Origin of the sequence: Streptomyces sp. NPDC101776 (assembly GCF_044766845.1) — a bacterium.
In the GTDB taxonomy this organism is placed as follows: Bacteria; Actinomycetota; Actinomycetes; order Streptomycetales; family Streptomycetaceae; genus Streptomyces.
The window spans coordinates 455,904-482,658 of sequence record NZ_JBIWMV010000002.1; the positions used below are offsets into that span (position 1 = coordinate 455,904).

Sequence of the window (26,755 nt, forward strand, 5' to 3'; positions counted from 1 at the left end):
GCTGACAAGTATGGAATGACAGATATTGAAATCTGTCAGCTGTCATGCCAGGATGGAGGGCATGACGATTCCCACACGCACTCTCGGCACCACCGGCCCCCAGGTCTCCGCCCTCGGGCTCGGCTGCATGGCCATGTCCTCCGCGTACGCCGAGGCCGACCGGACCGAGGCCGTCGCGACCATCCACGCCGCCCTCGAAGCGGGCGTGACGCTGCTCGACACCGGCGACTTCTACGCCATGGGCCACAACGAGATGCTGGTCGGCGAGGCCCTGCGCACCGCCCCCGCCGCCCGCCGCGAACAGGCGCTCACCAGCGTGAAGTTCGGGGCGCTGCGCGGTCCGGACGGCGGCTGGAGCGGGTACGACGGCCGGCCCGCCGCCGTGAAGAACTTCGCCGCGTACTCGCTGCAACGCCTCGGCGTCGACCACATCGACGTGTACCGGATCGCCCGGGTCGACCCCGACGTACCGATCGAGGAGACGGTCGGCGCGATCGCCGAACTGGTCGAGCAGGGGTACGTCCGGCACATCGGCCTCAGTGAGGCGGGCGCCGACACGATCCGCCGGGCCGCCGCGACCGCGCCGATCGCGGATGTGCAGCTGGAGTACGCGCTGATCACCCGCGGCATCGAGGACCGCATCCTGCCGACCACCCGTGAGCTGGGCATCTCCGTCACCGCGTACGGCGTGCTGTCCCGCGGGCTGATCTCCGGGCACTTCACCGCCGACCGGCAGCTCGGCGCGAGCGACTACCGGTCGTACACGCCCCGCTTCCAGGGCGACAACCTCCAGCACAACCTGGGCCTGGTCGAGCAGTTGCGGAAGCTCGCCGAGCAGAAGGGCGTCTCCGTCGCGCAGCTCGCCACCGCGTGGGTGCTGTCCCGGGGCGAGGACATCGTGCCGCTGGTCGGCGCGCGGACCCGGGAGCGGCTGACGGAGTCGCTGGGCGCGCTGGACGTCGTACTGGACGCGGCGGACCTGGCCGCGATCGAGGCGGCCGTACCGGCGGACTCGGCGCTCGGTGAGCGCTACCCCGCCGAGGCGATGGCGCACCTCGACAGCGAGCACTGATCCCGCCTGCGGGTACGGTCTTCGTCATGGCAGCGAGCGAGACCCTGACCGCCGAGCGCATCCTCGAAGCGACCGAGGAGGTGCTGCGCCGCCACGGCCCGGCGAAAGCCACCGTGGTGGACGTGGCCCGCGCGCTCGGCGTCAGCCATGGCACCGTCTACCGGCACTTCCGTACGAAGGCGGCGCTGCGGGAGGCGGTCACCCAGCGCTGGCTGGACCGTACGTCGCAGATGCTCTCCCGCTTCGTGACGGAGGACCGCGATCCGCAGACCCGGGTGCGGGACTGGCTGGCGGGGCTGTTCGAGGCCAAGCGGAAGAAGGCGGGCGGCGATCCCGAGCTGTTCGCCACGTACTCGGTGCTCGCGGAGGAAGCGGGCGAGGTGGTCAACGCGCACATCGACGAGCTGACCGGCCAGCTCACCGCGATCGTCCGGGCGGGCGTAGAGAGCGGCGTCTTCACGGTCCCGGACCCGGCCGTCGCCGCCCGCGCGGTGTTCCAGGCCACGGGCCGCTTCCACGATCCGTCGTACGCGAGGGAGTGGCGGAAGCCGGGCGTGGAGGGGGAGTTCGAGGCGCTGGTGGAGTTGTTGCTGCGGGGGTTGCGGGGCAGGACCGACTAGCGCTGTCCCGCTCGGCCGGCGGTGAGCGGGTACGCGCTGCTGCCGTGAACGGGTACGTGCCGCTGCGTCGAACGGGTACGTGCCGCTCCTAACCGCCCGTCGTGGCCAGCCAGAAGTCCCGCATCACCTTCGTCTGTGCCGGGCCCGTCATGGCCGTCTGGGTCAGGAGGATGGTGACCGTGCCGGTGAGCGGGACGATGTGGGCCGTGGTGCCGGTGCCGCCGATCCAGCCGTAGCGGCCGGGGACGTTCCACGGGTCGACCGGGGTGACGTCGACCTGGCCGCCGTAGCCCCAGCCCTGGCCCTCCAGGAAGAGGGTCGCGGACTCGCGCTGGGCGGCCGTGAGGTGGTTGGTGGTCATGCGGCTCACCGAGGTGGGGGTGAGGAGTCCCTGGCCGTCGGCCAGCAGCATGCGGGCGAAGGCCAGCCAGTCGTCCGCCGTGGAGACCAGGCCGCCGCCGCCCGAGGGGAAGCGCGGCAGCCGGCTGTAGTCGCCGTCCGGGGTGTCCGTCAGGCGCAGGGTGCCGTCCTCGGCCGGGGCGTAGGACGAGGTGAAGCGCTCCCGCTTCGACGCCGGGACCTCGAACCCGGTGTCCCGCATCCCCAGCGGCTCGAAGATCCGCTCCGCCAGGAAGTTGGGCAGCGGGCGGCCCGACACCCGGGCGGCCAGGATGCCCTGGAGGGCGGACGAGGTGCCGTACAGCCAGGCCTCGCCCGGCTGGTGCAGCATCGGCACCTGGGCGAGCTGGCCCAGCCAGGTGTCCGGATCCGGCCAGTCCCCGAAGGGGCGGCTGAGGTCCTGCACCGCGAACAGCGCCTGCGCGGCGGGCAGCGTGAAGTCGCTGGGGAGACCCCACCCGGCGCGGAAACTGAGCAGGTCCTCCACGGTGACCGGGCGCTCGGCCGGCACGACGTCGTCGACGGGACTCGCGGGCGTACGGACCACCACCGGGCTCGCCAGCTCCGGGAGCCACTCGGTCACCGGGTCGTCGAGCCCGATCCGGCCCTCGTCCACCAGCGTCAGCACCGCCGCCGCCATGATCGGCTTGGTGATCGACGCGATACGGAAGATCGAGTCCCGGGCCATCGGGGCCGTGCCCTCGACGTCCGTCGAGCCGACGGCCACCACCTCGACGTCGGCACCCCGGGCCACCAGACCCACGGCGCCCGGGACCGTCCCGTCCTTGACATGTCGGATCAGGGTCTCGCGCAGTTCGCTCATCGGTGGGCCTTCCGGTGCCGGTCGCGGTCGCAGACGTAGGCGTGCGTAGTCGTGCCTACGAGATGTACGACCCGAGCGGCCACGGAAACTCATCGGCGAACCGCGCGCGCCGCCTACGCCGCCGACGGATCCACCGTGGCCTGATGCTCCTCCGCCAGATGCTCCTCCGCCTTCAGCCACGGCAGGAACTGCGCGCTCTTCTTCCAGCCGCACGTGTCACAACTGATCGTGCGCTTCGCGCCGGTACGCAGCACCCGGACGATGTGCTCGCGTCCGTGCTGGTCCCAGCGACTCACCTTGCTCTTGTTGATCTCCAGCATGATGTCTCGCCTCCGGCAAGGAGTGTGCAGCAAGACCAACATCAACGGGGCTCAATTCACGGCGAGTTGTCCAAGCTGTGAACATGTCATCCGGCGGTTCGTCCGGCCGTCATCCGATCGTGCGCGGCAGCCGCAGGCTGAGCAGCCCGGTCAGCACGACCCCCGCCAGCTGTACGAGCAGGGTGATCGCCAGCGCATCCCGCATGCCCATGCCCGGGACCAGCGACAGGAAGAGCGTGCCGAGCGTGGCGACTCCCAGCGCCAGCGCGGACTGCTGGGTGGTGACCATCACGCCCGCGCCCACACCGGCACGGGCCGGCGGCACCTCGGACAGGATGATCCGGAAGATGATGGGCAGTTGGAGCGCCTGACCGGCACCGGCGACGGCCGCGCCCGGGAGCAGTTCGACAAAGCCGAGGTGCGGCCAGGAGCGCCACACGGCCAGCACGATCAGGCCCAGACCCACCGCCTGCACGACCGAACCCGCCGTCACGACCCGCGTGCCGTACTTCGTCACCAGTCGCGGTCCGGCGAGCGAGGCGAGGAAGAAGGTCACCGCCAGCGGGACCAGCGCCAGCCCCGCCGCGATCGGCCCGAGACCCGCGCCGCTCTGCAAGGCCACCGCGATCACGAACATGAACCCGCTGAAGCCGATCGCGAACGGCAGGATCATCACCAGCCCGCGCCGCAGCGAGGTCAGCGCCAGCAGACTCGGCGGCACCAGCGGAGTACGGCCCTGCCGGTCCGCCCTGCGCTCCACCGCGTAGAACGCCGACGCGATCCCCGGGAACGCGGCCAGCGACAGCCACGTCCACAGCGGCCAGCCCGCCGCCCGGCCCTCGGTCAGCGGCACCAGCAGCGCCAGCAGGGACGCGCCGAGCAGGAACGTGCCGGGCACGTCCACCGGTTCGGGGTGCTGCGAACGCGTCTCCGGTACGACCTTGGCGGCCAGCACCAGACCGACGATGACGACCGGCACGTTCACCAGGAACACCGCGCGCCAGCCGGTACCGGCTATGTCGGCGGCGACCAGGACCCCGCCGAGGATCTGCCCGGCCACCATGGCGAGGCCGGCGGTCGCGCCGTACAGGCCCATCGCCTTGGCGCGGCGCGGGCCCTGGGTCGCGGACTGGATGGTGGCGAGGACCTGCGGGAGCATCGCCGCGGACGCCGCGCCCTGCGCGATCCGCGCGGCGACCAGCGTCCAGGCGGTGGGCGCGAGCCCGCACGCCAGCGAGGTCACGCCGAAGGCGGCCATCCCGCCCAGGAACAGCCGACGGCGCCCGAACAGGTCACCGAGCCGCCCACCGAGGACGAGCAGCACGGCGTACGAGACTCCGTAGCCGGCGACGACGAGTTCGAGGACGGCCTCGCTCGCCGAGAGGTCCTTGCCGATGGTCGGCAGGGCCACGTTCACGATGAAGAAGTCGATGAGGGGCAGCGCCGCGGCCAGCAGCACCGTGAAGAGTCCGAGGCCGCTGAGCACGGGTGCCGCCGCCGGGGATCGGACGGAACGGGAAGCGATGGTTTCGGTCACGCTGACGAGCGTGCGCCTCTTGGGAGACTGGTACCAGAGTGTCCTTATCCTGGTAGCAGGACTACCTGGAAACAGGCTCCGTACGGCGGCAGACTGGGGTGATGACGACGATGGCACAGGAGACGGTGACAGCGACAGACGGCGTGGTGGCTGATGCGGTGGCTGAAGTCGCGGCGGCCGATGTGGCGGTCGCTCCGCAGGCCGCGTCCACGGTCCGGCGGCATGAACTCGCCGCGTTCCTGCGCCACCGGCGTGAGCACATCACCCCCGAGCAGGTCGGCCTGCCGCGCGGCACCCGGCGCCGTACGCCCGGCCTGCGCCGCGAGGAGGTCGCGCAGCTCGCCGCGGTCGGCGTCACCTGGTACACGTGGCTCGAACAGGCGCGGGACATTCAGGTCTCCGTCCAGGTCCTCGACGCGCTGGCCCGCACCCTGCTGCTCGACCCGAGCGAGCGCGCCCACCTCTTCCAGCTCGCCGACGCCACCGACCCGCGACCGGCGACGGTCTGCCCGGTCGTCACCCCGGCCCTGCGGGCGATGCTGGACCAGTTGGACCCGATCCCGGCCTGTCTTCAGAACGCGCGGTACGACATCCTCGCCTACAACCGCACCTACGGGATGCTGCTCTGCGACATGGACGCGGTGCCGCCCGAGGACCGCAACTGCATGATCCTCTCCTACACGCACGAGGAGTGGCGGTCCTCGATCGTGCACCTGGAGAAGAGCCAGCGCCTCATGGCCGCCCGCTTCCGCGGCTCGATGGCCGACCACCTCGCCGACCCCAGCTGGAAGACCCTGCTCAAACGACTGAGCACGTCCTCCGAGTTCCGCGAGGTCTGGGACCGCCACGAGGTCATGGGCGCCAGCCCCCGCCGCAAGGAGTTCCGCAACCCCCACGTGGGCCGCATCACGGTCGACCACTCAGACCTGTGGCTGGGCCCGTCGAGGGGCCCGAGGATGGTCACCTACGCCCCGGCGGACGAGGAGTCGAGGCAGCGACTGGAGAGGCTGTACGAGATAGCACGGGCGAGGTAGATGCCCTCAGGGGCGCGGGGCTGTATCCGATGTGCGGCTACCGCCGCGCGGGCGCGACCAGCCCCCACGCACCTGCACGCGCGAAACTAGGCGTTAATACCCGCCGCCTCGCGCACCTCAAAAGACTGCAACTGCTCAGCCGTACGCTCAGCAGTCCGCCGCGCCCAAACCCCGCTGGTCACCACACCGAGCACCAGCACGGCCAACCCGCACACCACCAAGATCCACCACCCGGGCTTGGCCGCAGACACAAACGTCGCCTTGTACGACGACGCCCCCACCCCGGAAGCCAACACCGCCCCGACCACGGCAACCCCGAGCGTCTGCCCCAACTGCCGACTCGTGGAAGCAACGGCCGCCGCAACTCCCGCCTGGGCACGCGGCATTCCGGACACCGCCGTGTTTGTGATCGGCGCGTTCACGAACCCGAACCCGATCCCGAACAGCAAGTACCCGATAAACCGCGTGACGTTGGACGTCTCCGCCTCGAACCCGGCGAACAGCAACGCGCTCACGGTCATGGCGGACCCCGCGATCAACAGAGGTATCCGCGGCCCCCGACTACCGACCAACCGCCCCGAGATCGGCGCGCAAAGAAACGTGGGCACAGCCATCGGCAGCATCCACAGCCCGGCGTGCAGCGCGTCCAGCCCGACCACGTTCTGCAGATACAGCGTGGACAGGAACAGGAAGCCCCCCAGCGCCGAGAACGCGCTGATGGCGATCACCGTCGCCCCACTGAACGGCGCCGAACGGAAGAAGCGCAGGTCGATGAGGGGTTCGTCGCGCCGCGGCTCGTACCAGAGGAGCCCGGCGAGGGCGGCCAGCGCGAGGACCGCGAACGGCAGGATCGAGGTGAACCCGGAGCTGGGCGCCTCGATGATCGCGTACGTCAGGGAGCCGAACAGGGCGATCACCATGAGCTGGCCGACCGGGTCCGCACGGCGGGCCTTGGGCGCGCGGGACTCGGGGATGAACCTCAGCGTGAGCAGCAGCGCGACGACGCCCACCGGCAGGTTGATCCAGAAGATCGAGCGCCAGCCGACGGAGTCGACGAGCAGCCCGCCGATCAGCGGTCCCGCGGCCATCGATATGCCGACGACCGCACCCCACACCCCGATCGCCCGGGCCCGCTCGCGCGGCTCGGTGAAGGTGTTGGTGATGATCGACATGGCGACCGGGTTGAGCATCGAACCGCCGACCGCCTGGATCATGCGGAACCAGATCAGCGCGTTCAGATCGGGTGCGACGGAGCAGAGCAGTGAGCCGAGGCTGAAGACCACCAGGCCGACGATGAAGACCCGCTTGCGGCCGATGCGGTCGGCCGTGGAGCCGGCGAGCATCAGCAGGGAGGCCAGGACCAGGGTGTACGCGTCGATCGTCCACTGCAGACCGGAGGTCGAGGCGTGCAGATCCGTCTGCATCGCGGGCAGTGCGACGTTCAGAATGGTCACGTCCAGGCTCACGATCAGCAGACTCATGCAGCAGATCGCGAGCACCAGCATGCGGCGGCGGTGGCTGAGCTCGGGCATGCGGACCATCGTACGCGAAACTCGATAGTGCGTCTAACTAATGACCGGTGCACGATCTTCGGACCCGGGCGGGCGCGGGCACCGGAAGGTGTGCGGGACAATGGGGCAATGTCCACGCCCGTGTCCCTGCCCGCGCCCCCGGCCGTGTCGCCCTTGCGGATCGGCCCGCACACCGTCTCGCCGCCCGTCGTCCTGGCCCCCATGGCCGGGATCACCAACGCGCCCTTCCGCACCCTGTGCAGGGAGTTCAGCGGGGGCAAGGGCCTGTTCGTCAGCGAGATGATCACGACGCGGGCCCTGGTCGAGCGCAACGAGAAGACCATGCAGCTGATCCACTTCGACGCGACGGAGAAGCCGCGTTCGGTCCAGTTGTACGGCGTGGACCCGGCGACCGTCGGCAAGGCCGTCCGCATGATCGCGGAGGAGGGGCTCGCCGACCACATCGACCTCAACTTCGGCTGCCCCGTGCCGAAGGTCACCCGCAAGGGCGGCGGCTCCGCGCTGCCGTACAAGCGGCACCTGCTGCGGGCGATCCTGAAGGAGGCCGTCAGCGGGGCCGGTGACCTGCCCGTCACGATGAAGATGCGCAAGGGCATCGACGACGACCACATCACCTTCCTCGACGCCGGCCGTATCGCCGTCGAGGAGGGCGTCACGTCCATCGCGCTGCACGGCCGCACCGCCGCCCAGCACTACGGCGGCACCGCGGACTGGGACGCGATCGCCCGGCTGAAGGAGCATGTGCCGGAGATCCCCGTGCTCGGCAACGGCGACATCTGGTCGGCGCAGGACGCGCTGCGGATGGTGCGGGAGACCGGGTGCGACGGGGTCGTGGTCGGGCGCGGGTGCCTGGGGCGGCCGTGGCTGTTCGCCGACCTCGTGGCCGCCTTCGAGGGGCGTGAACAGGACGTCTTGGAGCCGTCGTTGCGCGAGGTCGCCGATGTCATGGTGCGGCACGCGACGCTGCTGGGGGAGTGGATCGGGGACGAGGCGCGGGGTGTCATCGACTTCCGTAAGCACGTCGCCTGGTATCTGAAGGGCTTCGCGGTCGGCAGCGAGATGCGCAAGCGGCTCGCCATCACGTCATCGCTTGAGGAACTCCGGTCCGGGCTGGACGAGTTGGACCTCGACCAGCCCTGGCCGGCGGGCGCGGACGGGCCCCGCGGCCGTACGTCCGGCAACAACAGGGTGGTGTTGCCGGACGGTTGGCTGAAGGACCCGTACGACTGCGCGGGGATCAGCGAGGACGCGGAGCTGGACACGTCCGGAGGCTGAACTCCGTGAGCCCCGCGCTCAGTTCGTCTTGGGGTGGGGCGTCGAGCCGTACGCCGTCAGGAACTTGTCGCGGAACGAGCTCATCTTCCACACCGGCGCGTCGTGGGCCGGGCGCAGACCGTCGGACCAGTTCCAACTGTCGATCTTCTCAAGGACCTTGGGGTCCTTGGCGACGATCGAGATCGGGACGTCACGGCTGGCGTGGTTGCCGCTGACGCGGGCGATCGGCTGGTGGTCGCCGAGGAAGACGAGCACGGTGTTGTCGTTGCCGTAGCGCTCCAGCCACTGGGTGAGGGAGTTCACCGAGTACTGGATCGACTTCCCGTACTCCTGGCGGGACTTGGTGGTGTCGGCGATGACGCTGGACGCCTTGTTGCCGGCCTTCTCGATCGAGTCGAAGATCGAACCGTTGCCCAACTGGTCCCAGGGGACGAGCTTCGGGATCGGCGCCCAGGGCTGGTGGCTGGAGGTCAGGATCAGCAGGGACATCAGCGACTTGCCGTCGGTGCGCGGCTTGCTGTGCACCTGGTTCTGGAACTGCTGGAGCGCGTACTGGTCGGGCATCGTCGACCAGCTGAACTTCGGTCCCTGGTAGCCGAGTTGGAAGGCGTTGTAAACCTTGTCGAGGCCGTAGAAGCTCTGCTCGGGCCAGCCCTTCTGGATGCCCGGCATCACGCCGACGGTGTCGAAGGCGCCGGTCTTCTTGAAGGCGTCGGTCAGGCTGAGGTGGTCGCTGGCCATCACCGTGCGGTAGCGCTGCTGGTTGCTGACCCACAGGCCCGACATGGTGGTGGAGTGGCCGAGCCAGCTGCTGCCGCCGTAGGTCGCCGAGGTCAGCCAGCCGCTCTTCGCGGCGAAGCCGGCCTTCGACAGGGCCTTGGTGTCGGCGGCGAGGGTGGCGTCGACGCCGGGCGCCATGATCGGGTCCTCGATCGCGCTGCGGCCGTAGCTCTCGATGAAGGTGAAGATCATGTCCTTGCCGCGCAGGTCGGGGACGAGCTGGCTGCCCGGGGTGTTGCCGAAGGCGTCGACCTTGGCGACCTTCTTGAACTCCGCCTCGTCGCGCAGGGTTTCCTGCACCGCGCGTACCTGGTACTTGATGACTCCGGCGGTGTGGTCGGCGGCGAGCGGGATGCCGTGGAACTCCAGGGCGAGCGCGGAGCAGGTGATCCAGACCGTGCCGGCGATCAGGGTGGCGCGGGTCGCGTGGGCCTTGTAGGTGACCAGGACGTTGCTGAGTCGGACCATCGCCAGCGCGACGAGGACGATCAGCACGACGATCAGGGCGATGAGGCCGACCGTGATGACCTGCGTGGCCGCCCCGCCGAAGGTGTCCTTCAGATACCCGCGGGCGTCCCCGAACAGGCTCCAGTCCAGGATGATGTTGAAGTGCCGGCCCAGGTACTCGTTGAAGCCCATGTCGAACATGTTCAGCACGGCGATGGCACCGACGAGCGCGCCGAAGATCGCGGCGACCGCGATCCGAGCCCGTCGCGGCAGGCTCAGCAGGATCACCGCCACCATGATCGCCTCGGCGGGAATCCGCGCGAACTCCATGAGCCGCAGCTGCCCCAGCGTGTTGGGCATTTCCAAGCAGATGTACACGAGCACGGCAGCGAGGAAGGTGACGACCCAGGAGAGCGTGAGAGCGGCGACGGGATGCTTCTCCCGCCAGGCCCGCACTCGCCGCCGCAGCCCGAGCCGGCTGCTCCAGGTACGGGGGGTGGTGACTTCGGCGTCCGGGTCCGCATCGGTGCCGGCGGCCGAGGAGTTGGGCTCGGCTTCGGTGGCCGTGTCCGCGTCGGTGACTGAGGAGTCGACTTCGGTGTCCGGGGTGCTCGCGGAGGCCTTCTCGGCGGCTTCGGAGCCGGTGCCTTCAGCGCCTGCGGCTTCGGCGCCCTCGGCTCCGAGGGACGTCACGGCACCGGACGCGGTGCCGGGAGTCGCGTCGGACCCGGTCTCGGGCGCGGCTTCCGCCGTGGTCTCGGGGGAGGTCTCTACGGCCCGTTCGGGCGCGGATGCCTCGACCTGCTCGGTCTTGGCGGCGGGCGAGGTACCGGCGTCGGCGTCAGCGGGGGAGTCGGCCTTGGTCTCGGCGGCGGCAGCAGCGCCCGCTTCGGACTTGCCGCGCGCGGGGGAACCGGCCGGGGATTTCGCGCTCACGGAAGCACCGGCCTCGGTCTTGGCCTCGGCAGCCTCCGCCCCGGCCCCCGCCGAAACCCCGCCCTCGCTCCCAGCGGCCGTAGAACTCCCGTCGCCGGCCTCGGACTTGGGGCTGGGGCTGTCAGAAGACCCTGGTGCAGCCTCCGTCGTTGATATCGCGCCGTCCGGCTGCTGCACGGGCTTCGGTTCGTTGTTCGTGTCCGGCGGCAGTGCTTCGCCATCGGCTGCCCCGGCCGTATTCGGTGTCTGGCGTGTGCTCGTGTGCTGAGGCAACCCGAAGGTCCTTCCGTGCGAGGCCCGTGATCGGAGTGGAGTGGCGGTCCGAACTGGGGAGGCAGGACCGCCGCTCTTCCGTACGAGTCGCCTCGTGCCGCTGTTCACGGAACTGGGCAAACACCCGGCAAACGCCTTATCACCGTTGTGTCACGCGCCCCCGACCGCCGTGAGCAGCGCCAATGGAGCCGCCGCCGAACGCGACTCCCGCACACACGCGTGCGGGTACGGGACCGGCTCCGGGTGGGTGTCGCGGCCGTAGCCCGCGAGGACCTCCGGGAGACGGTGGCCGGTCGCCGTCGCCGCGTCGACCAGCGCGTGCGCGACCGTACGGGCCTCGTCGTGCAGGCCGTAGCGGGCCAGGCCCAGCGTGATCAGCGCGTTGTCGTGCGGCCAGACCGAACCCCGGTGGTAGGAGAGCGGGTGGTACGCCGCCTGGCCGGAGGCGAGGGTGCGGACGCCCCAGCCCGAGAAGAAGTCCGGTGCCAGGAGCCTGCGGCCGACCAGCTCGCCGTACTCCTTGTCGAGGAGACCGGACCACAGCAGATGGCCCGCGTCCGACGCCAGCGCGTCCACCTGCCGGCCCTCGCCGTCCAGCGCCAGCGCCGGGAAGGAGTGCTCCCGCATCCAGAAGTCCCGCTGGAAACGGTCCCGCAGGTCCGCCGCGGCCTGTTCCAGGAGGGCCGCGTACGTCTCGTCCTCCCATACCGTGCGGGCGAGTTGGGCCGTGCGGCGCAGCGCGTCGTACGCGTACCCCTGCGCCCCCGCCGCCATCACCGGACCGCTCGCCCGCGTACCGTCGGCGCCGCAGATCGCGCCGGGGGAGTCCTTCCAGTTCTGGTTGGCCAGGCCGCCCTGGTCGGCCCGGTAGACCAGATAGCCGCGCGAGGTCAGACCGCCGTGGTCCAGCATCCAGCCGATCGCCGCACGGGCGTTGGACTCCAGACGGCGGGCCAGGGCCGTGTCGCCGGTCTGCTCCACGTACGCGCCCAGCAGCACCAGGAACAGCGGGGTCGCGTCCACCGAGCCGTAGTAACGCCCGTACGGCACCTGCCCGAAGTGCGCCAACTCACCGTGCCGCACCTCGTGCACGATCTTGCCGGGCTGCGACACCGACTCCGGGCCCACCGCCGTCGCCTGTGTCGCGGCGAGGGCGGGGAGGGTGGCGGCGGCCAGTTGGGGGCGGTAGGGGAGGGCGAAGAGGGAGGTGAGGAGGGCGTCCCGGCCCAGGAGGGTCAGGAACCAGGGGGCACCCGCCGCCGGTACCCGCAGCTCCTCGCCGTCCGGGCCCGTCGCCGGTACCTGGAGCGAGGCCAGGTCCGACAGGCCCCGGGCGCAGGCCGCGGCCAACTCCGGCCAGCCGGTGGGGAAGGAGACGCCCTGGACGTACTCGCCCTCCAGCGCGATGAGTTGGTCGTTCAGGGCGGCCGGCGAGCGCGGTACCCGCAGGGCGCGCTTGTCGCCGTGCGGGCGGGCCATCACGCGCAACGCCAACTCGGCGGTGCCGTGCGGTTCCAGGTCCAGGGTCCACACCATGCGGCGGGCGCCGGTGCCGGTCTCCTCGACGCCGTCGGGGGCCGGTTCGGCCGTGACCGTCGTACAAGACCGCCATTCGCCGCGCTGGTAGGCGAACTCCACGCCGTCCTCCAGGACTTGGCGGGAGCGGGTGGCGCCGATCTTCGCGTACGTGCGGTAGTCGGAGCGGAGTTCGAACTGGTCCGTGAAGTCGGCGTCCGCGGTGACCGCGAGCCGGACCGTCGTCGGCACCGGACGGTTGCTGGTGACCTTCAGCGATTCGACGAACGCGCCGTCGCCCACGGCCTGTTCACGGAAGAGCGTGTGCGCCGGCGGCTCCTGGCGGCCGCCGCGCGGGACGAGGACACAGCGCGCCATGTCCCCGTCGGCCACCGGCGTCAGCGCCTCCGGCACCGCGCCGTCGACCGTCAACTGCCAACGGCTCAGGTGCCGGGCGTCCCGTACGAATAACCCGTCCGGGGAACTGCCGCCCCGTACGCCGCTGATGTCCCCGCCGTCGCCCACGGCTGCGAACGTCCCGCCGTGCACGAGCAGATGGTGTCGGTCCGTCATCCCCGGTCCCCTCCCTTGACTCTCTCGGCGGCCTTGACCGCCTTGTCGTTCACTTCTGTGTCGCTCATGTCTGTGCCACGCAGGTCCGTGCCACTCATGCCGAACGTGCCGAGGACCGTGCCGGACACGCCGTGTCCGGGGGGCTCGTGAAGCAGATCGAGGGTCAGCGCGGCGGTCCAGCTGAAGCCGGTCGCGCCGCACGCCTCACCGTCGTACGGGTCGACGTACTCGGCGAAGTCGGTGGCGGCGGCCGTCTCCAGCGCCGCCGTGCGCAGCGCGTCCGCCCGCTGCCGCTCGCCGTGCAGCCGCAGGCCTCGCTCCAGCAGCCAGCTCGTGTTGAACCAGGCCGGGCCGCGCCAGTACCGGTGCGGATCGAAGGCCTCGTCCAACAGGTCGTAGCTGGGCGGGAGTTGGGTGGTGTCGCCGAGGCCGAAGTGCGGGCCGGACGCCGTACGGACGAGGGCCGCGGTGATGTCCCGGGGCAGGTCGGGGAGGAGGAGCGGGATCAGGCCGGAGACGCTGCGCTCGGGGATGAGGGCGCCGGTGAGGGACCCGCGCCCCGCGTCCGGCGTCTCGCCGCGCACGTCCCGGCAGAAGAACATGCCCTCCGCCGGGTCCCACAGCCGCTCGATCAGCACGCCCGTCAGCCGCTCCGCGCGTGCGTGCCGGGCCGTGCCCGTCGCGCCCAACTCCCGTGCGATACGGGCCAGTGCGTGCTCGGAGGCGATGAGCAGGGCGTTGAAGGACGGGTCCTCCACCGCGAACTCGCTTGCCCCGGCCCCGTATCTCCCGCCCAGCCCATCCCGGTAATCGCCGTCCCGGTAGTCCGTCGCGAGGCGCACGTAACGGCCGTAGTCGAGGTCCGTCGGCCGGTCCTCGGCCGCGCCGTGGTCGAGGTCGGCGCGGCGGAAGGAGCGGGCCGGGGCGGGCGTGATCCGGCTCAACGGGGCGTCCCAGCAAGGGCTGTTGTCCATACCCTGTTCCCAGGGGTGCACGACGGACGCGAGTCCGCCCCCGCCGAGATCACGCCGGTGCAGCAGATAGCGGTGCCAGGCGGCCAGCTTGGGGTAGACACCGGCGAGGAAGCCGCGCGCGCGGGAGAGGCCCGGGTCCGCGCAGTGCACCAGCCAGGCGGCGAGCGCGTGCACCGGTGGCTGCACGATGCCCGAGGTCTGTACGGTGCGCGGGGCGCCCGCGGTGTGGCCCGCGGTCGAGGAGCGCCAGAAGTCCGGGCTCGGGAAGTACGCGTCGAGCGGCACGGAGGGGTTGAAGACGATGTGCGGGATACGGCCGTCGCCCCACTGGGCGGCGAGCAGCGTCTCCAGCTCCGTCTGTGCCCGCAGCGGCGAGAGGTGCCGCAGACCGATCGCGATGAACGCGGAGTCCCAGGACCACTGGTGCGGATACAGACCGCGCGAGGGGACCGTGGAGACTCCCGTCCAGTTCGCTTCCAGTACGGCAGCCGCCCTGAGGTGCAGGGAACCCGGAGGCGACGGCGGATCGTATACGAGGGTGCGCTCCGTCGGGAGTGCGGTGAGCTGGGCAGTGCGATCCACTGGGGGCTCCACGAAAGACGTCGTGCCGACCGGTTCGGTCATGGCTACCGTAGGGTTACGTCTATTTAACACGCAAAACTCAATATGTAATGCAGGGTTGAGAAACACAAGGGGGTGCGCATGACTGGACGAGGTCAAGCGAGCGCCGGCGATCTGCTCGAACTGGTGCGCACCGGGCGCGCCACGACCCGGGGCGCCCTCCAACAGGTGACCGGACTCTCACGCGCGACGGTCGGCCAGCGCCTGGACCGGCTCTTCCGCGCGGGCTGGCTGCGCGAGGGCGCGGGCGGCCCGGTCGACTCCCCGCTGGGCGGCAGACCCTCGATCACCCTCGAATTCGACGACGCCCACGCGGTAGTCCTCGCGGCGGACCTGGACACCCGCCACGCGCGCGCGTGCGTGCTGACGCTCACCGGCGAGATCCTCGCGGAGCACGGCGGCACGCTCGTCATCGAGGACGGCCCGGACGCCGTACTGGGTGAACTCGGCCACTGGTTCGCCGAGTTGCTGGAGAAGGCCGGGCACCGGGCGTCCGAGGTCTGCGGCATCGGGCTCGCCGTCCCCGGCCCCGTCGACAGCGAGACCGGCCGCGTCGTCCAGCCGCCGATCATGCCCGGCTGGGACGGCTACGACATAAGAGGCCGCATGGCGCGCGCCTTCACCGAACACACCGGCGCCCCCCGGGTACCGGTCCTCGTCGACAACGACGCCAACCTCATGGCCTACGGCGAACAGCGCACCGGGCACCCCGACTGCTCGGCCTTCGTCCTGGTCAAGGTCTCGACCGGTATCGGCGCCGGAGTCGTCGTCGGCGGCTCCATCTTCCGGGGGATCGACGGCGGCGCGGGCGACATCGGCCACATCCGGATCCCGGCGGGCGCGCAGGCGCTGTGCAGATGCGGGTCCTACGGCTGTCTCGCCGCCGTGGCGAGCGGTGGCGCCGTGGCCCGACGGCTGGCCGAGACCGGGGTGCCGGCCGCGTCCGGCTCGGACGTACGGGACCTGCTGGCGTCGGGGCATCCGGGAGCGGCCGCGTTCGCCCGCGAGGCGGGACGGCAGGTCGGGGACGTCCTCGCGACCGTGGTGACGCTGCTCAACCCCGGGGTGCTGATGATCGCGGGAGACCTGGCCGGGACCTCCTTCCTCACGGGTGTCCGCGAGCTGTTGTACCAGCGGGCGCTGCCGCGCTCCACCGCTCATCTGCACGTACTGACCTCGCGGCTCGGCGAGCGGGCCGGTCTGGTGGGGGCGGGGGCGCTGGTCGTGGAGCACCTGTACGCGCCGGAGCGGGTCGAGGAGCGGCTGCTCGCGCTGGGCATGTGACGTCCGCGTTTCGGTTCCGGGACATGTCCGAGGTCCGTCCGATCACCGTCCGCATGGTGAAATCCGGCCGGGTGTGGAAGCGTGATTCTCACCACCTTTGATAGGGGTAGCGCTCAGGTGAGCGGATCTTGCGCGGCTGCACTTCCCTAAGGGGTGGCACTCCGTGCCACCCCTTGATCGTTCATCGATCGAAATCAGGCGAGCGCGTAACCTGCTCAGGTGAGCGGAAAATGCCGCAGTTGGGCCTGGTCGCGTTCAAGAAGTGAAAACACTCGGCGGTGTTCGCTTGCCGAGCCTTGACTTTCGATCCGCTGGCGGACGCCTGGTTACGGACGCATGACATGCAAGTGGACGTACCCAGGCGCCTTCGATCTGGGTATGTTCCTGCCCGTCAGGGCAGCCACCCGCGTCCCGAGGAGTCGAGACCCGTGTCGGAAAACAAAGAACCCCACGTAGCGAAGTTCGTCTACGACTTCACCGAGGGAAACAAGGACCTCAAGGACCTTCTCGGCGGCAAGGGTGCCAACCTCGCCGAGATGACCAACCTGGGCCTTCCCGTGCCCCCCGGCTTCACCATCACCACCGAGGCGTGCAAGACCTACCTCGACAGTGGCGAGGAGCCGGCGGCACTGCGTGACGAGGTGAGTGCACACCTCGACGCGCTGGAGTCGACGATGGGCAAGCAGCTCGGGCAGGCCGACGACCCCCTCCTCGTGTCGGTCCGTTCCGGGGCGAAGTTCTCCATGCCCGGCATGATGGACACCGTCCTGAACATCGGCCTCTCCGACAAGTCCGTGCAGGGCCTGGCGAAGCAGTCCGGCGACGAGCGCTTCGCGTGGGACTCGTACCGCCGTCTCATCCAGATGTTCGGCAAGACCGTCCTCGGCGTCGACGGCGACCTCTTCGAAGAGGCCCTCGAGAAGGCCAAGGAGACCAAGAAGGTCACGGTCGACACAGAACTGGACGCGGCCGACCTGAAGAAGCTGGTCACCCGCTTCAAGCGGATCGTCAAGGCCGAGGCCGGCCGCGACTTCCCGCAGGACCCGCGCGAGCAGATGGACCTCGCCATCCACGCGGTCTTCGACTCCTGGAACACCGACCGCGCCAAGCTCTACCGCCGCCAGGAACGCATCCCGCACGACCTCGGCACGGCCGTCAACGTCTGCTCGATGGTCTTCGGCAACCTCGGCCCCGACTCCGGCACGGGCGTCGCCTTCACCCGCGACCCGGCCAGCGGCCACCAGGGCGTCTACGGCGACTACTTGCAGAACGCGCAGGGCGAGGACGTCGTCGCCGGCATCCGGAACACCGTGCCGCTGGCGGAACTCGAGCAGATCGACAAGGCGTCGTACGACCAGCTCATGCAGATCATGAAGACCCTGGAGAACCACTACAAGGATCTCTGCGACATCGAATTCACCATCGAGCGCGGACAGTTGTGGATGCTCCAGACGCGGGTGGGGAAGCGGACGGCGGGTGCGGCGTTCCGGATCGCGACCCAACTCGTCGACCAGGGGCTGATCGACGAGGCGGAGGCCCTCCAGCGGGTCACCGGCGCCCAGTTGGCGCAGCTGATGTTCCCGCGCTTCGACGAGGACGCGAAGGTCCAGCAGGTCGGCCGGGGCATCGCGGCCTCGCCGGGTGCGGCGGTCGGCAAGGCGGTCTTCGACTCGTACACGGCGGTGAAGTGGTCGCGTTCGGGCGAGAAGGTCATCCTGGTCCGCCGCGAGACGAACCCGGACGACCTCGACGGCATGATCGCGGCCGAGGGCATCCTGACGTCCCGTGGCGGCAAGACGTCCCACGCGGCCGTCGTCGCGCGCGGCATGGGCAAGACCTGTGTCTGCGGCGCGGAGGAGCTCGAGGTCGACACCAAGCGCCGCCGGATGGTCGTGCCCGGTGGACACGTCGTCGAGGAGGGCGACGTCATCTCCATCGACGGGTCCAGCGGCAAGGTGTACCTCGGTGAGGTCCCGGTCGTCCCGTCCCCCGTCGTCGAGTACTTCGAGGGCCGCATGCACGCGGGCGCCGACGATGCCGACGAACTGGTCGAGGCGGTCCACCGGATCATCGGGTACGCCGACCGGGTGCGCCGGCTGCGGGTGCGCGCCAACGCGGACAACGCCGAGGACGCGCTGCGCGCCCGCCGCTTCGGAGCCCAGGGCATCGGCCTCTGCCGTACGGAGCACATGTTCCTCGGCGACCGCCGCGAGTTGGTGGAACGCCTGATCCTGGCCGACACGGAGACCGAGCGCGAGGAGTCCCTCAAGGGTCTGCTCCCGCTCCAGAAGACGGACTTCATCGAGCTGTTCAAGGCGATGGACGGACTCCCGGTCACCGTCCGCCTGTTGGACCCGCCGCTGCACGAATTCCTGCCGGACATCACGGAGTTGTCGGTCCGCGTCGCCCTCGCGGAGTCCCGCCAGGAGTCCCACGAGAACGACCTGCGACTGCTCCAGGCGGTCCACCGCCTGCACGAGCAGAACCCGATGCTGGGCCTGCGGGGCGTACGCCTGGGTCTGGTCATCCCCGGCCTGTTCACCATGCAGGTACGGGCGATCGCCGAGGCCGCGGCCGAACGCAAGGCGGCGAAGGGCGACCCGCGCGCGGAGATCATGATCCCGCTCGTCGGCACGGTCCAGGAGCTGGAGATCGTCCGCGAGGAGGCCGACCAGGTCATCGCCGAGGTGGAGGCCGCGACGGGCACCTCGCTGAAACTGTCCATCGGCACGATGATCGAACTCCCGCGCGCCGCGCTGACGGCGGGCCAGATCGCGGAGGCGGCGGAGTTCTTCTCCTTCGGCACGAACGACCTCACCCAGACGGTGTGGGGCTTCAGCCGCGACGACGTGGAGGCCTCGTTCTTCACGGCCTACCTGGAGAAGGGCATCTTCGGAGTCAGCCCGTTCGAGACGATCGACCGCGACGGTGTCGGCTCCCTGGTCAAGCTCGCGGCGAAGGCGGGCCGCGAGACCCGCCCCGACCTCAAGCTCGGCGTCTGCGGCGAACACGGCGGCGACCCCGAGTCGGTCCACTTCTTCCACGAGGTCGGACTGGACTACGTCTCCTGCTCGCCGTTCCGGATCCCGGTGGCGCGGCTGGAGGCGGGGCGGGCGGCCTGCGCGGCGCAGGGGAGCGACCACCGCTGAGGGACCCCGGGGCAGCCGCCGGTCATCCTGACCCTCACCGACACGGCGGCCGTTCCGGATCACTAGGAGAGGGGCGGCGCCCGTGCGGGGATGCCGCCCCTCTCCGCTGTCGTCCGCCGTTACTTGTCGCCCGCCGTCACTCGCAGGCGACGCCGTCCCCGTCCCGGTCGAGGTGGGAGTCGTAGCCCGGATCGCCCCGGTGGAGGGGCGTGACGCCGGCGGCGCGGGCGGCGGTGCAGTTCGTGTAGTAGGTGCTGCCGCCGCCGCTGGAATCGGAGCCGGTGTTGTCGGAGCCGCTGTCCACCGCGGCCTCGGCGGTGACCGTCTTCGTGACCTTGACGGTCTTCGTCGTGGTGACCGTGGGGGCGGGCGCAGGGGTGGCCGTCTCCGTCGTGGTCGCGGTGACCGTCGTCGTCGGCTGGGGCCTGGCGGCGGCGGGCTTCGCGTCGGCCGCCGTGTCCTTCTTCGTGTCCTGGCCGGAGGCGCCGATGCCGACGCCGACGAAGAGGGCCAGCGCGAGGGCGGGGAGCACATAGCGCTTGCGGGCCCAGCGGGGCGTGGGCCGGATGGACTGGGGCGCCGGTGGTACGGGTGGCATCGCGTACGGATGGGTCATCTCGTCCCCCTGTGTCTGGTGTGGCATGGAACGTAATGCCCGGACGGGACGTGCGAAGGAGGAGTGACCAAGCTGTGATGGTCACGTCACTCGGCGTGCGGGGAGCGGGTCCGGTCCGGCTCTCGTACGCTCTTCGTACGCCGGGAGTCAGGCGTCGACGGAGGGAGCCGCCCATGTCCGGCTGGAACGAGAACGCCGTCCCCGACCAGCGCGGCCGGGTCGCCGTCGTCACCGGGGCCAACAGCGGGCTCGGCTACGTCACCGCGCGGGAGCTGGCCCGCAAGGGTGCCCGGGTCGTGCTCGCCTGCCGGAGCGAGGTGCGGGGGAACGAGGCCGCCGACCGGATCGTGGCCGAAGTACCGGGCGCCGAGGCCCAGTTCGGGCGGCTGGATCTCGGGGACCTGTCCTCCGTAAGGGAGTTCGCGGCCACGTTCCCATACGAGCGGCTCGATCTGCTCGTCAACAACGCCGGGGTCATGGCGATGCCGTACGGCACGACGGTGGACGGCTTCGAGACGCAGTTCGGTGTCAACCACCTCGGGCACTTCGCGCTCACCGGGCTGCTGCTGCCGGCCCTGCTCGACGCGCCCGCCGCCCGGATCGTCACGCTCTCCAGCTTCATGCACACGCTCGCCAACATCGACATCGACGACCTCAACAGCGAGCGCCGGTACAGCCGTTGGACCGCCTACGCCCGTTCCAAGACCGCCAACCTCCTCTTCACGCACGAGGTGGCGCGGCGGCTCGCGGCGGCCGGTTCGGGCGTGGTCGCGAGTGCCGCCCACCCCGGGTACGCGGCCACCAACCTCCAGACCGCCGGGCCACAGGCGGAGGGGCGCCGGGGTGCGGAACGGCTCATGGAACTAGGCAACCGGGTCTTCGCCCAGTCGGCGGAGGCCGGCGCGCTGCCCTCCCTCTACGCCGCCACCGCCCCCGACGTACGCCCCGACTCCTTCTTCGGGCCCCGTATCGCGATGTGGCGCGGGGCACCGGCACGCTCCTGGCGAGCTCCGTGGACTCTCAACGACGCGATGGGGCAACGCCTCTGGGCGGCCTCGGAGGAGCTGACGGGCGTCGTGTACGACCAACTCAAGGCGTGAGCCTTCTGGTTGCTCCGGCGCCGAGCTGAGGTCGAACTCCGCACCACCCTTCCCTCCTCGTCAACCCGCCCGTACCTCGTACGTCTCCACCCGCACCGACGCGTCGTCCAGGCACTCCCCGGAGATCAGGTCGAAGCGCTGCTTGAGCAGGGGTGAGGCGACGAACGGGCGGCCCTGGTGGGTGCCGGTCAGGCCGCGGGAGAGGACGGCCGCGCCGTTGAAGGGGTCGCGGTTGTCGATGCCGTAGAGGGTGCCCGCGCGGTCGCGGAACAGGGCGACCTGGCGGCCGTCGGGCAGCAGGGCCGCGACCCCGCGGCCGGGGGTGAGCCGGTTCAGGTCGCAGACCGTGAACCAGCCGTCGGCCAGCTGGAGTTGGACTTTCAGGTCGGTCGTCTCGGGAGCCAGGGTCATCGCTGGGCGCTTCCTTCCAGGACGTCTGCGGGCTGCTGGGGCCGCATGCCGATGGTCAGCAGGGGCAGGTCGGGCTTGATCTGATCGCGCTCGGCGACGAAGCCGACGACCGGGTCGGGGGTGTCGGGCGCGTTCACGAAGGACACGAACCGGCCCAGTTTCTCGGGGTCGTTGATGGTCTCGGCCCACTCGTCGCGGTACCCGGCGACATGCGCGGCCATCAGCGACTCCAACTCCTCGCAGATACCGAGCGAATCCGTGACGACCACCTCGCGGATGTGGTCGAGGCCGCCCGGGATCCGCTCCAGCCACACGCTCGTGCGCTCCAGCCGGTCGGCCGTACGGATGTAGAACATGAGGAACCGGTCGATCAGACGCACCAGTTCGGCATCGGAGAGGTCCTGGGCGAGCAGGTCCGCGTGGCGCGGGGTCGCGCCGCCGTTGCCGCCGACGTACAGGTTCCAGCCGTTGGCCGTCGCGATGATCCCGAAGTCCTTCGACTGGGCCTCGGCGCACTCGCGGGCGCAGCCGGAGACCGCCGACTTGAGCTTGTGCGGCGAGCGCAGGCCCCGGTAGCGCAGCTCCAGGTCGATCGCCATCCGCACCGAGTCCTGGACGCCGTAGCGGCACCAGGTCTGCCCCACACAGGACTTGACGGTGCGCAGCGCCTTTCCGTACGCGTGCCCGGACTCGAAGCCGGCGTCCACCAACCTCGCCCAGATCAGCGGGAGTTGCTCCACCCGCGCGCCGAAGAGGTCGATGCGCTGGCCGCCGGTGATCTTCGTGTAGAGGCCGAAGTCCCGGGCCACCTCACCGATCACGATGAGCTTCTCCGGGGTGATCTCGCCGCCCGGGATGCGCGGCACGATCGAATAGGAGCCGTTCTTCTGGAGGTTGGCGAGGAAGTGGTCGTTGCTGTCCTGGAGCGCGGCCTGTTCGCCGTCCAGGACATAGCCGCTCGCGCCGATCGTCGGGGCGAGGGACGCGATGATCGAGGCGACCGTCGGCTTGCAGGTCTCGCAGCCGTCGCCGCCCCGGGCGCCCGCACGGCCGTAGCGGTCCAGCAGATCCTGGTAGGAGTTGATGCGCAGCGCGAGGGCGATCTCGTACAACTCCTCGCGGGTCTGCGCGAAGCAGCCGCACAGGCCCTTGTCGACCTCGACGCCGTTCGCCTCCAGTTCGGAGGTGACCAGTTGGCCGAGCACCTTGACGCAACTCCCGCAGCCCGTACCGGCCTTGGTGCACTTCTTGACCTCCGGCACGCTCGTGCAGGAGTGCTCGGTCACCGCGCCGCGGATCGCGCCCTTGGTCACGTTGTGGCAGGAGCAGATGACAGCGGCGTCGGGGAGCGCCGAGGGGCCGAGTTGGACGGCGCCCCCGGAACCGGCCGGCAGCACCAACTGCTCGGGGGAGACGGGCGGTACGGTCCCGGTGAACGCGCGCAGTGTGCCGTACGCGTCCGCGTCGCCGACCAGGATGCCGCCCAGCAGCTCACCGCCCCGGCCGATCACCAGCTTCTTGTACGTCCCCGCCCGCGCGTCCGAGTAGACGACGTCGAGGCAGTCCGCGGTGGCGCCGTGCGCGTCGCCGAAGGACGCCACGTCCACGCCGAGCAGCTTCAGCTTGGTCGACAAGTCCGCGCCGGTGAACGCCGATTCGTCCCTCGCGATGGTCGCAGCCGCGGTCTCGGCCTGCTCATAGCCGGGGGCGACCAGGCCGTACACCCGTCCGTCCACCGCCAGCGCGCACTCGCCGATCGCGAACACCTGTGGGTCGGTGACCGTACGGCACTGCTCGTCGACCGCGATACCGCCGCGCTCGCCGACCGACAGGCCCGATTCCCGGGCGAGTTGGTCGCGGGGGCGGACACCGGCGCTGAACACCACCATGTCCGTGGCGAGTTCGGAACCGTCCGACAGCTTCATGCCGGTGACCGCGCCGTCCGCGCCGGCCAGGATCTCCTGCGTACCGGTCCCCGTGTGGACCGTCAGACCCATGTCCTCGATGGTGCGCAGCAGGGCCGCGCCACCGCCCTCGTCGACCTGCACCGGCATCAGCCGGGGCGCGAACTCCACGATGTGCGTGGCCAGTTCGAGCCCCTTGAGCGCACCGGCGGCCTCAAGACCGAGCAGCCCGCCGCCGACCACGGCACCGGTCGTGGCCCTCGACTTCGCGTACGCCTCGATCGCGAGCAGGTCGTCGATCGTGCGGTAGACGAAACATCCCTCGGCGTCCCTGCCCGGGACGGGCGGCACGAACGGGTAGGAGCCGGTGGCGAGGACGAGGGTGTCGTACTCCACCGAGAATCCAGAGCGGGCGACTACCGTCCTGGTTGTCCGGTCGATCGTCTCCGCCGGGTCGCCGACCCGCAGCTCGATTCCGTGGTCGCTGATGAACTCCGCGTCCGTGAGCGAGAGTTCCTCGGGGGTGCGGCCCGAGAAGTACGAGGTGAGCTGGACGCGGTCGTACGCCGGACGCGGCTCCTCGCACAGCACGACCACACGGTGCGTGGCGGTCAGGCCGCGCTCGGCGAGCGCTTCGAGGAAGCGCTGACCGACCATGCCGTGGCCGACGAGCACGATGGTGGGCACCACACGCGGATTCGAGGTCATGCCCAGGAGCCTGCGACGCCGGTGTTACCCGACCGCATCCCACCTGTTTCCCGCGAGGAACGCTGCCCTCAGCGGGAGCGCGCGGGGGGTGTGAGGGTTCTGGGCGCGCGCCGGGGGTGGGGTGTGAGGCGGGGCGGGTCCGGGCGGGTCCGCGCCGGTTCGGTTAACCGAACCCCCGGCTTCCGTGCAGGCACCATCGTGTACAGCGGGCGGCGGCGGAACGCTGGAGACATCGGTTCACAGCGGTTCACGGCCAGGAGGAAGCACCATGAACGGTGTTCGGCAGGCACAGGCACAGACACAGGAACAGGAACAGACGCAGGTCCACGACACGGTGGCCGTGCGGATATGGCGGGTCGCGCGCGCACCCTTCACCTCCGCCACCTGGCGCCGCACCGCCTACGCCCTCCTCGCCCTCCCGATCGGCCTGGCCTGCGTCCCCCTCGCGCTCCTCGGCGCCCCCACGGCCCGCTGGCAGCGCGGGCTCATTCGTCGCTTCCTGTGCACGGAGATCCCTGGCACCGCCCGCGCCGGCGGCCTGCCCCACGCGCTCCTCGCCACCCCGCTCAACCTCATCACCGCGTTCATCACGCTCTACGGCTGGGCGATCGTCCCCATGAACATCGGCTGGCCGCTGCGCGCGGGCGACGACTACTCCAGTGCCTGGGGCGGCCCGACCTTCGCCGGCGCCTGGGCCTTCCACGCCGTCCTCGGCGGTATCGGCTTTCTGCTGCTGATGCCCTGGGTGGTCCGGGGTCTGACCGCCGTGCAGGTCCGTGTCGCCAGGTCGCTGCTCTCCTAGGTTGATCCCATGCAGAGCCTCCGCTCCCGCCTCCGCACACTTGCCGTCGCCACCTTCGGCCGCGCAGCCCTGGCCGCCGTCCTCTACGGCGTGATCGCCCTCCCGCTCGCCCTCGTCGGCTTCTTCCTCACGCTCGTCGGGGTGGTCTTCGGCGGCGCCCTGTCGGTGACCACGCTCGGCCTGTGGCTGCTGACCGCCACCGTGCGGGGCGCGCTGGCGCTGGGCGCGGTGCAGCGGGGGCTCGCGCGGCGGCTGCTCGGACTGGAGATTGAGCAGCCGGGCGGGCCGGGCGCGGGGGAGGGCGGTGGCAGTGGGGTGCTCGGGTGGCGGCGGGGCGTGCTGCTCGACCGGGCCGGCTGGCGGGCCGTCGGCTGCGCGCTGTTGACACCGTTCACAGCCGTTTTCGCGTACGCCGCCGTCGTCATCGGATACGTCTACGGTGCCCTGTTCACACTGCATCCGCTGCTCAAGCGCTGGAACTACAACACGGTTCACAGCAGCACCGGCGGCCCGGCGCACCCCGTGTCCACGGAACACCACGTGTCACTGGAGTTCTTCGGTTACCAGCTCGACTCCTGGCCGCGCTGGTTGATTCCGTTCACAGCCGGTCTGCTGTTGCTGGCCGTCGCACCCCTCCTCCTCCGTTACGCCCTCGGCCCCCACCGCGCCCTGGTGACCGTGCTGCTCGGCCCCGACGCCGCGACCCGCCGCATCCGCACCCTGGAGGAGACCCGCGCCCGAGCCGTCGACGACGCCGCCGCCACCCTCCGCCGTATCGAACGCGATCTGCACGACGGAACCCAGGCCCGCCTGGTGGCCCTGGCCATGCACCTCACCGTGATCCGTGAACTGGTCACCGCCGGCGCCGAACCCGACCGCGTCCTCACCGTCGTCGACACCGCCCGGGGCAACGCGACCCAGGCCATCACCGACCTGCGCGCCCTCGTCAAGGGCATCCATCCCCCCGTACTCGACGAGGGTCTGCACGCCGCCCTCACCACCCTCGCCGCCGACAGCGCGCTCCCCGTCACCCTCACCACCGACATCGGCTCCCGCCCCACCCCGGCCGTCGAGACCATCGCCTACTTCTGCGCCGCCGAACTCCTCGCCAACGCCACGAAACACGCCCGCGCCACGGCCGCCGGGGTCGAGGTGACGGCCCGCGACGGACTCCTGCGCCTGCGCGTCACCGACGACGGACAGGGCGGCGCGACGATCGGCGCCGGTTCCGGCCTGACCGGCCTGCTGGCCCGGGTCCGTACGGTCGACGGCACACTGACCTGCGACAGTCCGCACGGAGGCCCTACCGTGGTCACGGTCGAACTGCCCCGCACCTGACCGACAGCCGATGAGCTTCCGAACGGAGCCGTGCCGTATGCGCGTCGTCATCGCCGAGGACTCGGCCCTCCTGCGCGACGGCCTGGTCCAGTTGCTCCAGCTGCGGGACGTGGAGGTGGCCGCGGCGGTCGGCGACGCGGAGTCCTTGCTCACCGCGGTCGCGGCCCACGCCCCGGACGTCGCCGTCGTCGACATCCGCCTCCCGCCCACCCAGACCGACGAGGGCGTACGAGCGGCCGTACGACTGCGGGAGAGGCACCCCGCGACCGGTGTGCTGCTCTTCTCGCAGTACGTCGAGACGACCCACGCGTCCCAACTCCTGCGCAACCCGGCCGGGTTCGGGTATCTCCTCAAGGAACGGGTCGTGGACATCGGCGAGTTCGTCGGCGCACTGGAGCGCGTAGCGGCCGGCGGCACCGCGCTCGACCCCGAGGTGGTCGCCCAACTCTTCGGCGCCGCCCGCCGATCCACCGCCCTCGACACCCTCACCCCGCGCGAACGCGAGGTCCTCGCCCTGATGGCGGAAGGCCGCACCAACCACGCGATCGCCACCACGTTCACGGTCTCCGAGCGCGCGGTCGAGAAGCACGTGGCCAACATCTTCACCAAGCTCGACCTGCCACCGTCGGAGACGGGAAATCGCCGTGTACTGGCGGTACTTCGGTACCTGGAGAACGGCCCCTGAGGCTCAGGACACCGGGCTCAGGACACC

20 protein-coding genes are annotated in these 26,755 nt (G+C 70.6%); 10 read left to right on the forward strand and 10 right to left on the reverse strand.

What is annotated here, in order from left to right; genetic code table 11:
• Positions 1 to 61 precede the first annotated feature (61 nt).
• Together ACIRRY_RS07835 and ACIRRY_RS07840 are read left to right on the forward strand one after the other, a co-directional pair.
• Positions 62 to 1,072: an aldo/keto reductase gene (locus tag ACIRRY_RS07835; RefSeq protein WP_403969055.1), complete on the forward strand. Its 1,011-nt coding sequence runs from the start codon at positions 62 to 64 to the stop codon at positions 1,070 to 1,072.
• 26 nt (positions 1,073 to 1,098) lie between these two features.
• Positions 1,099 to 1,692 (forward strand): TetR family transcriptional regulator, encoded by a 594-nt coding sequence (locus tag ACIRRY_RS07840; RefSeq protein WP_403969057.1) that lies wholly within the window; start codon positions 1,099 to 1,101, stop codon positions 1,690 to 1,692.
• An 88-nt stretch (positions 1,693 to 1,780) separates the two neighbouring features.
• Here ACIRRY_RS07840 and ACIRRY_RS07845 read toward each other — a convergent pair whose 3' ends face one another.
• The 3 genes from ACIRRY_RS07845 to ACIRRY_RS07855 form a co-directional block, all read right to left on the reverse strand.
• On the reverse strand, positions 1,781 to 2,914 hold the full coding sequence (locus tag ACIRRY_RS07845) for a serine hydrolase domain-containing protein (protein ID WP_403969059.1): 1,134 nt from the start codon (positions 2,912 to 2,914) through the stop codon (positions 1,781 to 1,783).
• A 113-nt stretch (positions 2,915 to 3,027) separates the two neighbouring features.
• The gene (locus tag ACIRRY_RS07850; RefSeq protein WP_403969061.1) at positions 3,028 to 3,234 is read right to left on the reverse strand and encodes a hypothetical protein; all 207 of its coding nucleotides are present in this window, start codon (positions 3,232 to 3,234) and stop codon (positions 3,028 to 3,030) included.
• 109 nt (positions 3,235 to 3,343) lie between these two features.
• Complete coding sequence (locus ACIRRY_RS07855; protein WP_403969063.1) at positions 3,344 to 4,771, reverse strand: MFS transporter; 1,428 nt, start codon at positions 4,769 to 4,771, stop codon at positions 3,344 to 3,346.
• 101 nt (positions 4,772 to 4,872) lie between these two features.
• On the opposite strand from ACIRRY_RS07855, the gene ACIRRY_RS07860 reads away from it, so the two are divergent.
• Complete coding sequence (locus ACIRRY_RS07860; RefSeq protein ID WP_403969065.1) at positions 4,873 to 5,805, forward strand: helix-turn-helix transcriptional regulator; 933 nt, start codon at positions 4,873 to 4,875, stop codon at positions 5,803 to 5,805.
• 86 nt (positions 5,806 to 5,891) lie between these two features.
• On the opposite strand, the gene ACIRRY_RS07865 is transcribed toward ACIRRY_RS07860, so the two are convergent.
• Positions 5,892 to 7,337, reverse strand: a complete 1,446-nt coding sequence (locus tag ACIRRY_RS07865; protein WP_403969067.1) for an MFS transporter — start codon at positions 7,335 to 7,337, stop codon at positions 5,892 to 5,894.
• Between the two features lie 108 nt (positions 7,338 to 7,445).
• Here ACIRRY_RS07865 and dusB point away from each other — a divergent pair, with 108 nt between their 5' ends.
• Positions 7,446 to 8,612, forward strand: a complete 1,167-nt coding sequence (gene dusB / locus ACIRRY_RS07870; RefSeq protein ID WP_403969068.1) for a tRNA dihydrouridine synthase DusB — start codon at positions 7,446 to 7,448, stop codon at positions 8,610 to 8,612.
• A gap of 18 nt (positions 8,613 to 8,630) precedes the next feature.
• Here dusB and ACIRRY_RS07875 read toward each other — a convergent pair whose 3' ends face one another.
• From ACIRRY_RS07875 to ACIRRY_RS07885, 3 genes are all read right to left on the reverse strand, one after another.
• Positions 8,631 to 10,775 (reverse strand): sulfatase-like hydrolase/transferase, encoded by a 2,145-nt coding sequence (locus ACIRRY_RS07875; RefSeq protein ID WP_403969070.1) that lies wholly within the window; start codon positions 10,773 to 10,775, stop codon positions 8,631 to 8,633.
• A 423-nt stretch (positions 10,776 to 11,198) separates the two neighbouring features.
• Positions 11,199 to 13,136, reverse strand: a complete 1,938-nt coding sequence (locus ACIRRY_RS07880) for a glycogen debranching N-terminal domain-containing protein (RefSeq protein ID WP_403969072.1) — start codon at positions 13,134 to 13,136, stop codon at positions 11,199 to 11,201.
• Positions 13,133 to 14,692, reverse strand: coding sequence for an MGH1-like glycoside hydrolase domain-containing protein (locus ACIRRY_RS07885; RefSeq protein WP_403969074.1), 1,560 nt, complete (start codon positions 14,690 to 14,692; stop codon positions 13,133 to 13,135). The genes ACIRRY_RS07880 and ACIRRY_RS07885 overlap by 4 nt, the downstream gene beginning before the upstream one ends.
• Positions 14,693 to 14,812: 120 nt before the next feature.
• Here ACIRRY_RS07885 and ACIRRY_RS07890 point away from each other — a divergent pair, with 120 nt between their 5' ends.
• Entirely contained in the window at positions 14,813 to 16,015 is a 1,203-nt protein-coding gene (locus tag ACIRRY_RS07890; RefSeq protein ID WP_403969076.1) for an ROK family protein, read from the forward strand.
• 428 nt (positions 16,016 to 16,443) lie between these two features.
• Positions 16,444 to 19,164 carry a pyruvate, phosphate dikinase gene (ppdK, locus tag ACIRRY_RS07895; RefSeq protein WP_403969078.1) on the forward strand — a complete coding sequence of 907 codons (2,721 nt, stop codon included), beginning with the start codon at positions 16,444 to 16,446 and terminating at the stop codon, positions 19,162 to 19,164.
• A gap of 136 nt (positions 19,165 to 19,300) precedes the next feature.
• Here the strand turns inward: ppdK and ACIRRY_RS07900 are convergent, their stop codons facing one another.
• A complete protein-coding gene (locus ACIRRY_RS07900; protein ID WP_403969079.1) occupies positions 19,301 to 19,780 on the reverse strand; it encodes an excalibur calcium-binding domain-containing protein in 480 nt (159 codons plus the stop codon).
• Positions 19,781 to 19,953: 173 nt separating this feature from the next.
• Between ACIRRY_RS07900 and ACIRRY_RS07905 the strand changes: the two genes are divergently transcribed.
• Complete coding sequence (locus ACIRRY_RS07905) at positions 19,954 to 20,880, forward strand: oxidoreductase (protein ID WP_403969081.1); 927 nt, start codon at positions 19,954 to 19,956, stop codon at positions 20,878 to 20,880.
• Positions 20,881 to 20,940: 60 nt separating this feature from the next.
• Here ACIRRY_RS07905 and nirD read toward each other — a convergent pair whose 3' ends face one another.
• Both nirD and nirB read right to left on the reverse strand, forming a co-directional pair.
• Positions 20,941 to 21,291 carry a nitrite reductase small subunit NirD gene (gene nirD, locus ACIRRY_RS07910; protein ID WP_329249342.1) on the reverse strand — a complete coding sequence of 117 codons (351 nt, stop codon included), beginning with the start codon at positions 21,289 to 21,291 and terminating at the stop codon, positions 20,941 to 20,943.
• Positions 21,288 to 23,903, reverse strand: coding sequence for a nitrite reductase large subunit NirB (gene nirB / locus ACIRRY_RS07915; protein WP_403969083.1), 2,616 nt, complete (start codon positions 23,901 to 23,903; stop codon positions 21,288 to 21,290). The genes nirD and nirB overlap by 4 nt, the downstream gene beginning before the upstream one ends.
• Before the next feature lie 268 nt (positions 23,904 to 24,171).
• Here nirB and ACIRRY_RS07920 point away from each other — a divergent pair, with 268 nt between their 5' ends.
• From ACIRRY_RS07920 to ACIRRY_RS07930, 3 genes are read left to right on the forward strand one after another with little or no spacing between them, the layout of a single operon-like run.
• Positions 24,172 to 24,705 (forward strand): hypothetical protein, encoded by a 534-nt coding sequence (locus tag ACIRRY_RS07920; protein ID WP_403969085.1) that lies wholly within the window; start codon positions 24,172 to 24,174, stop codon positions 24,703 to 24,705.
• Between the two features lie 9 nt (positions 24,706 to 24,714).
• Positions 24,715 to 26,043: a sensor histidine kinase gene (locus ACIRRY_RS07925; protein WP_403969087.1), complete on the forward strand. Its 1,329-nt coding sequence runs from the start codon at positions 24,715 to 24,717 to the stop codon at positions 26,041 to 26,043.
• Positions 26,044 to 26,080: 37 nt separating this feature from the next.
• A complete protein-coding gene (locus tag ACIRRY_RS07930; protein ID WP_403970839.1) occupies positions 26,081 to 26,728 on the forward strand; it encodes a LuxR C-terminal-related transcriptional regulator in 648 nt (215 codons plus the stop codon).
• Positions 26,729 to 26,755 lie beyond the last annotated feature (27 nt).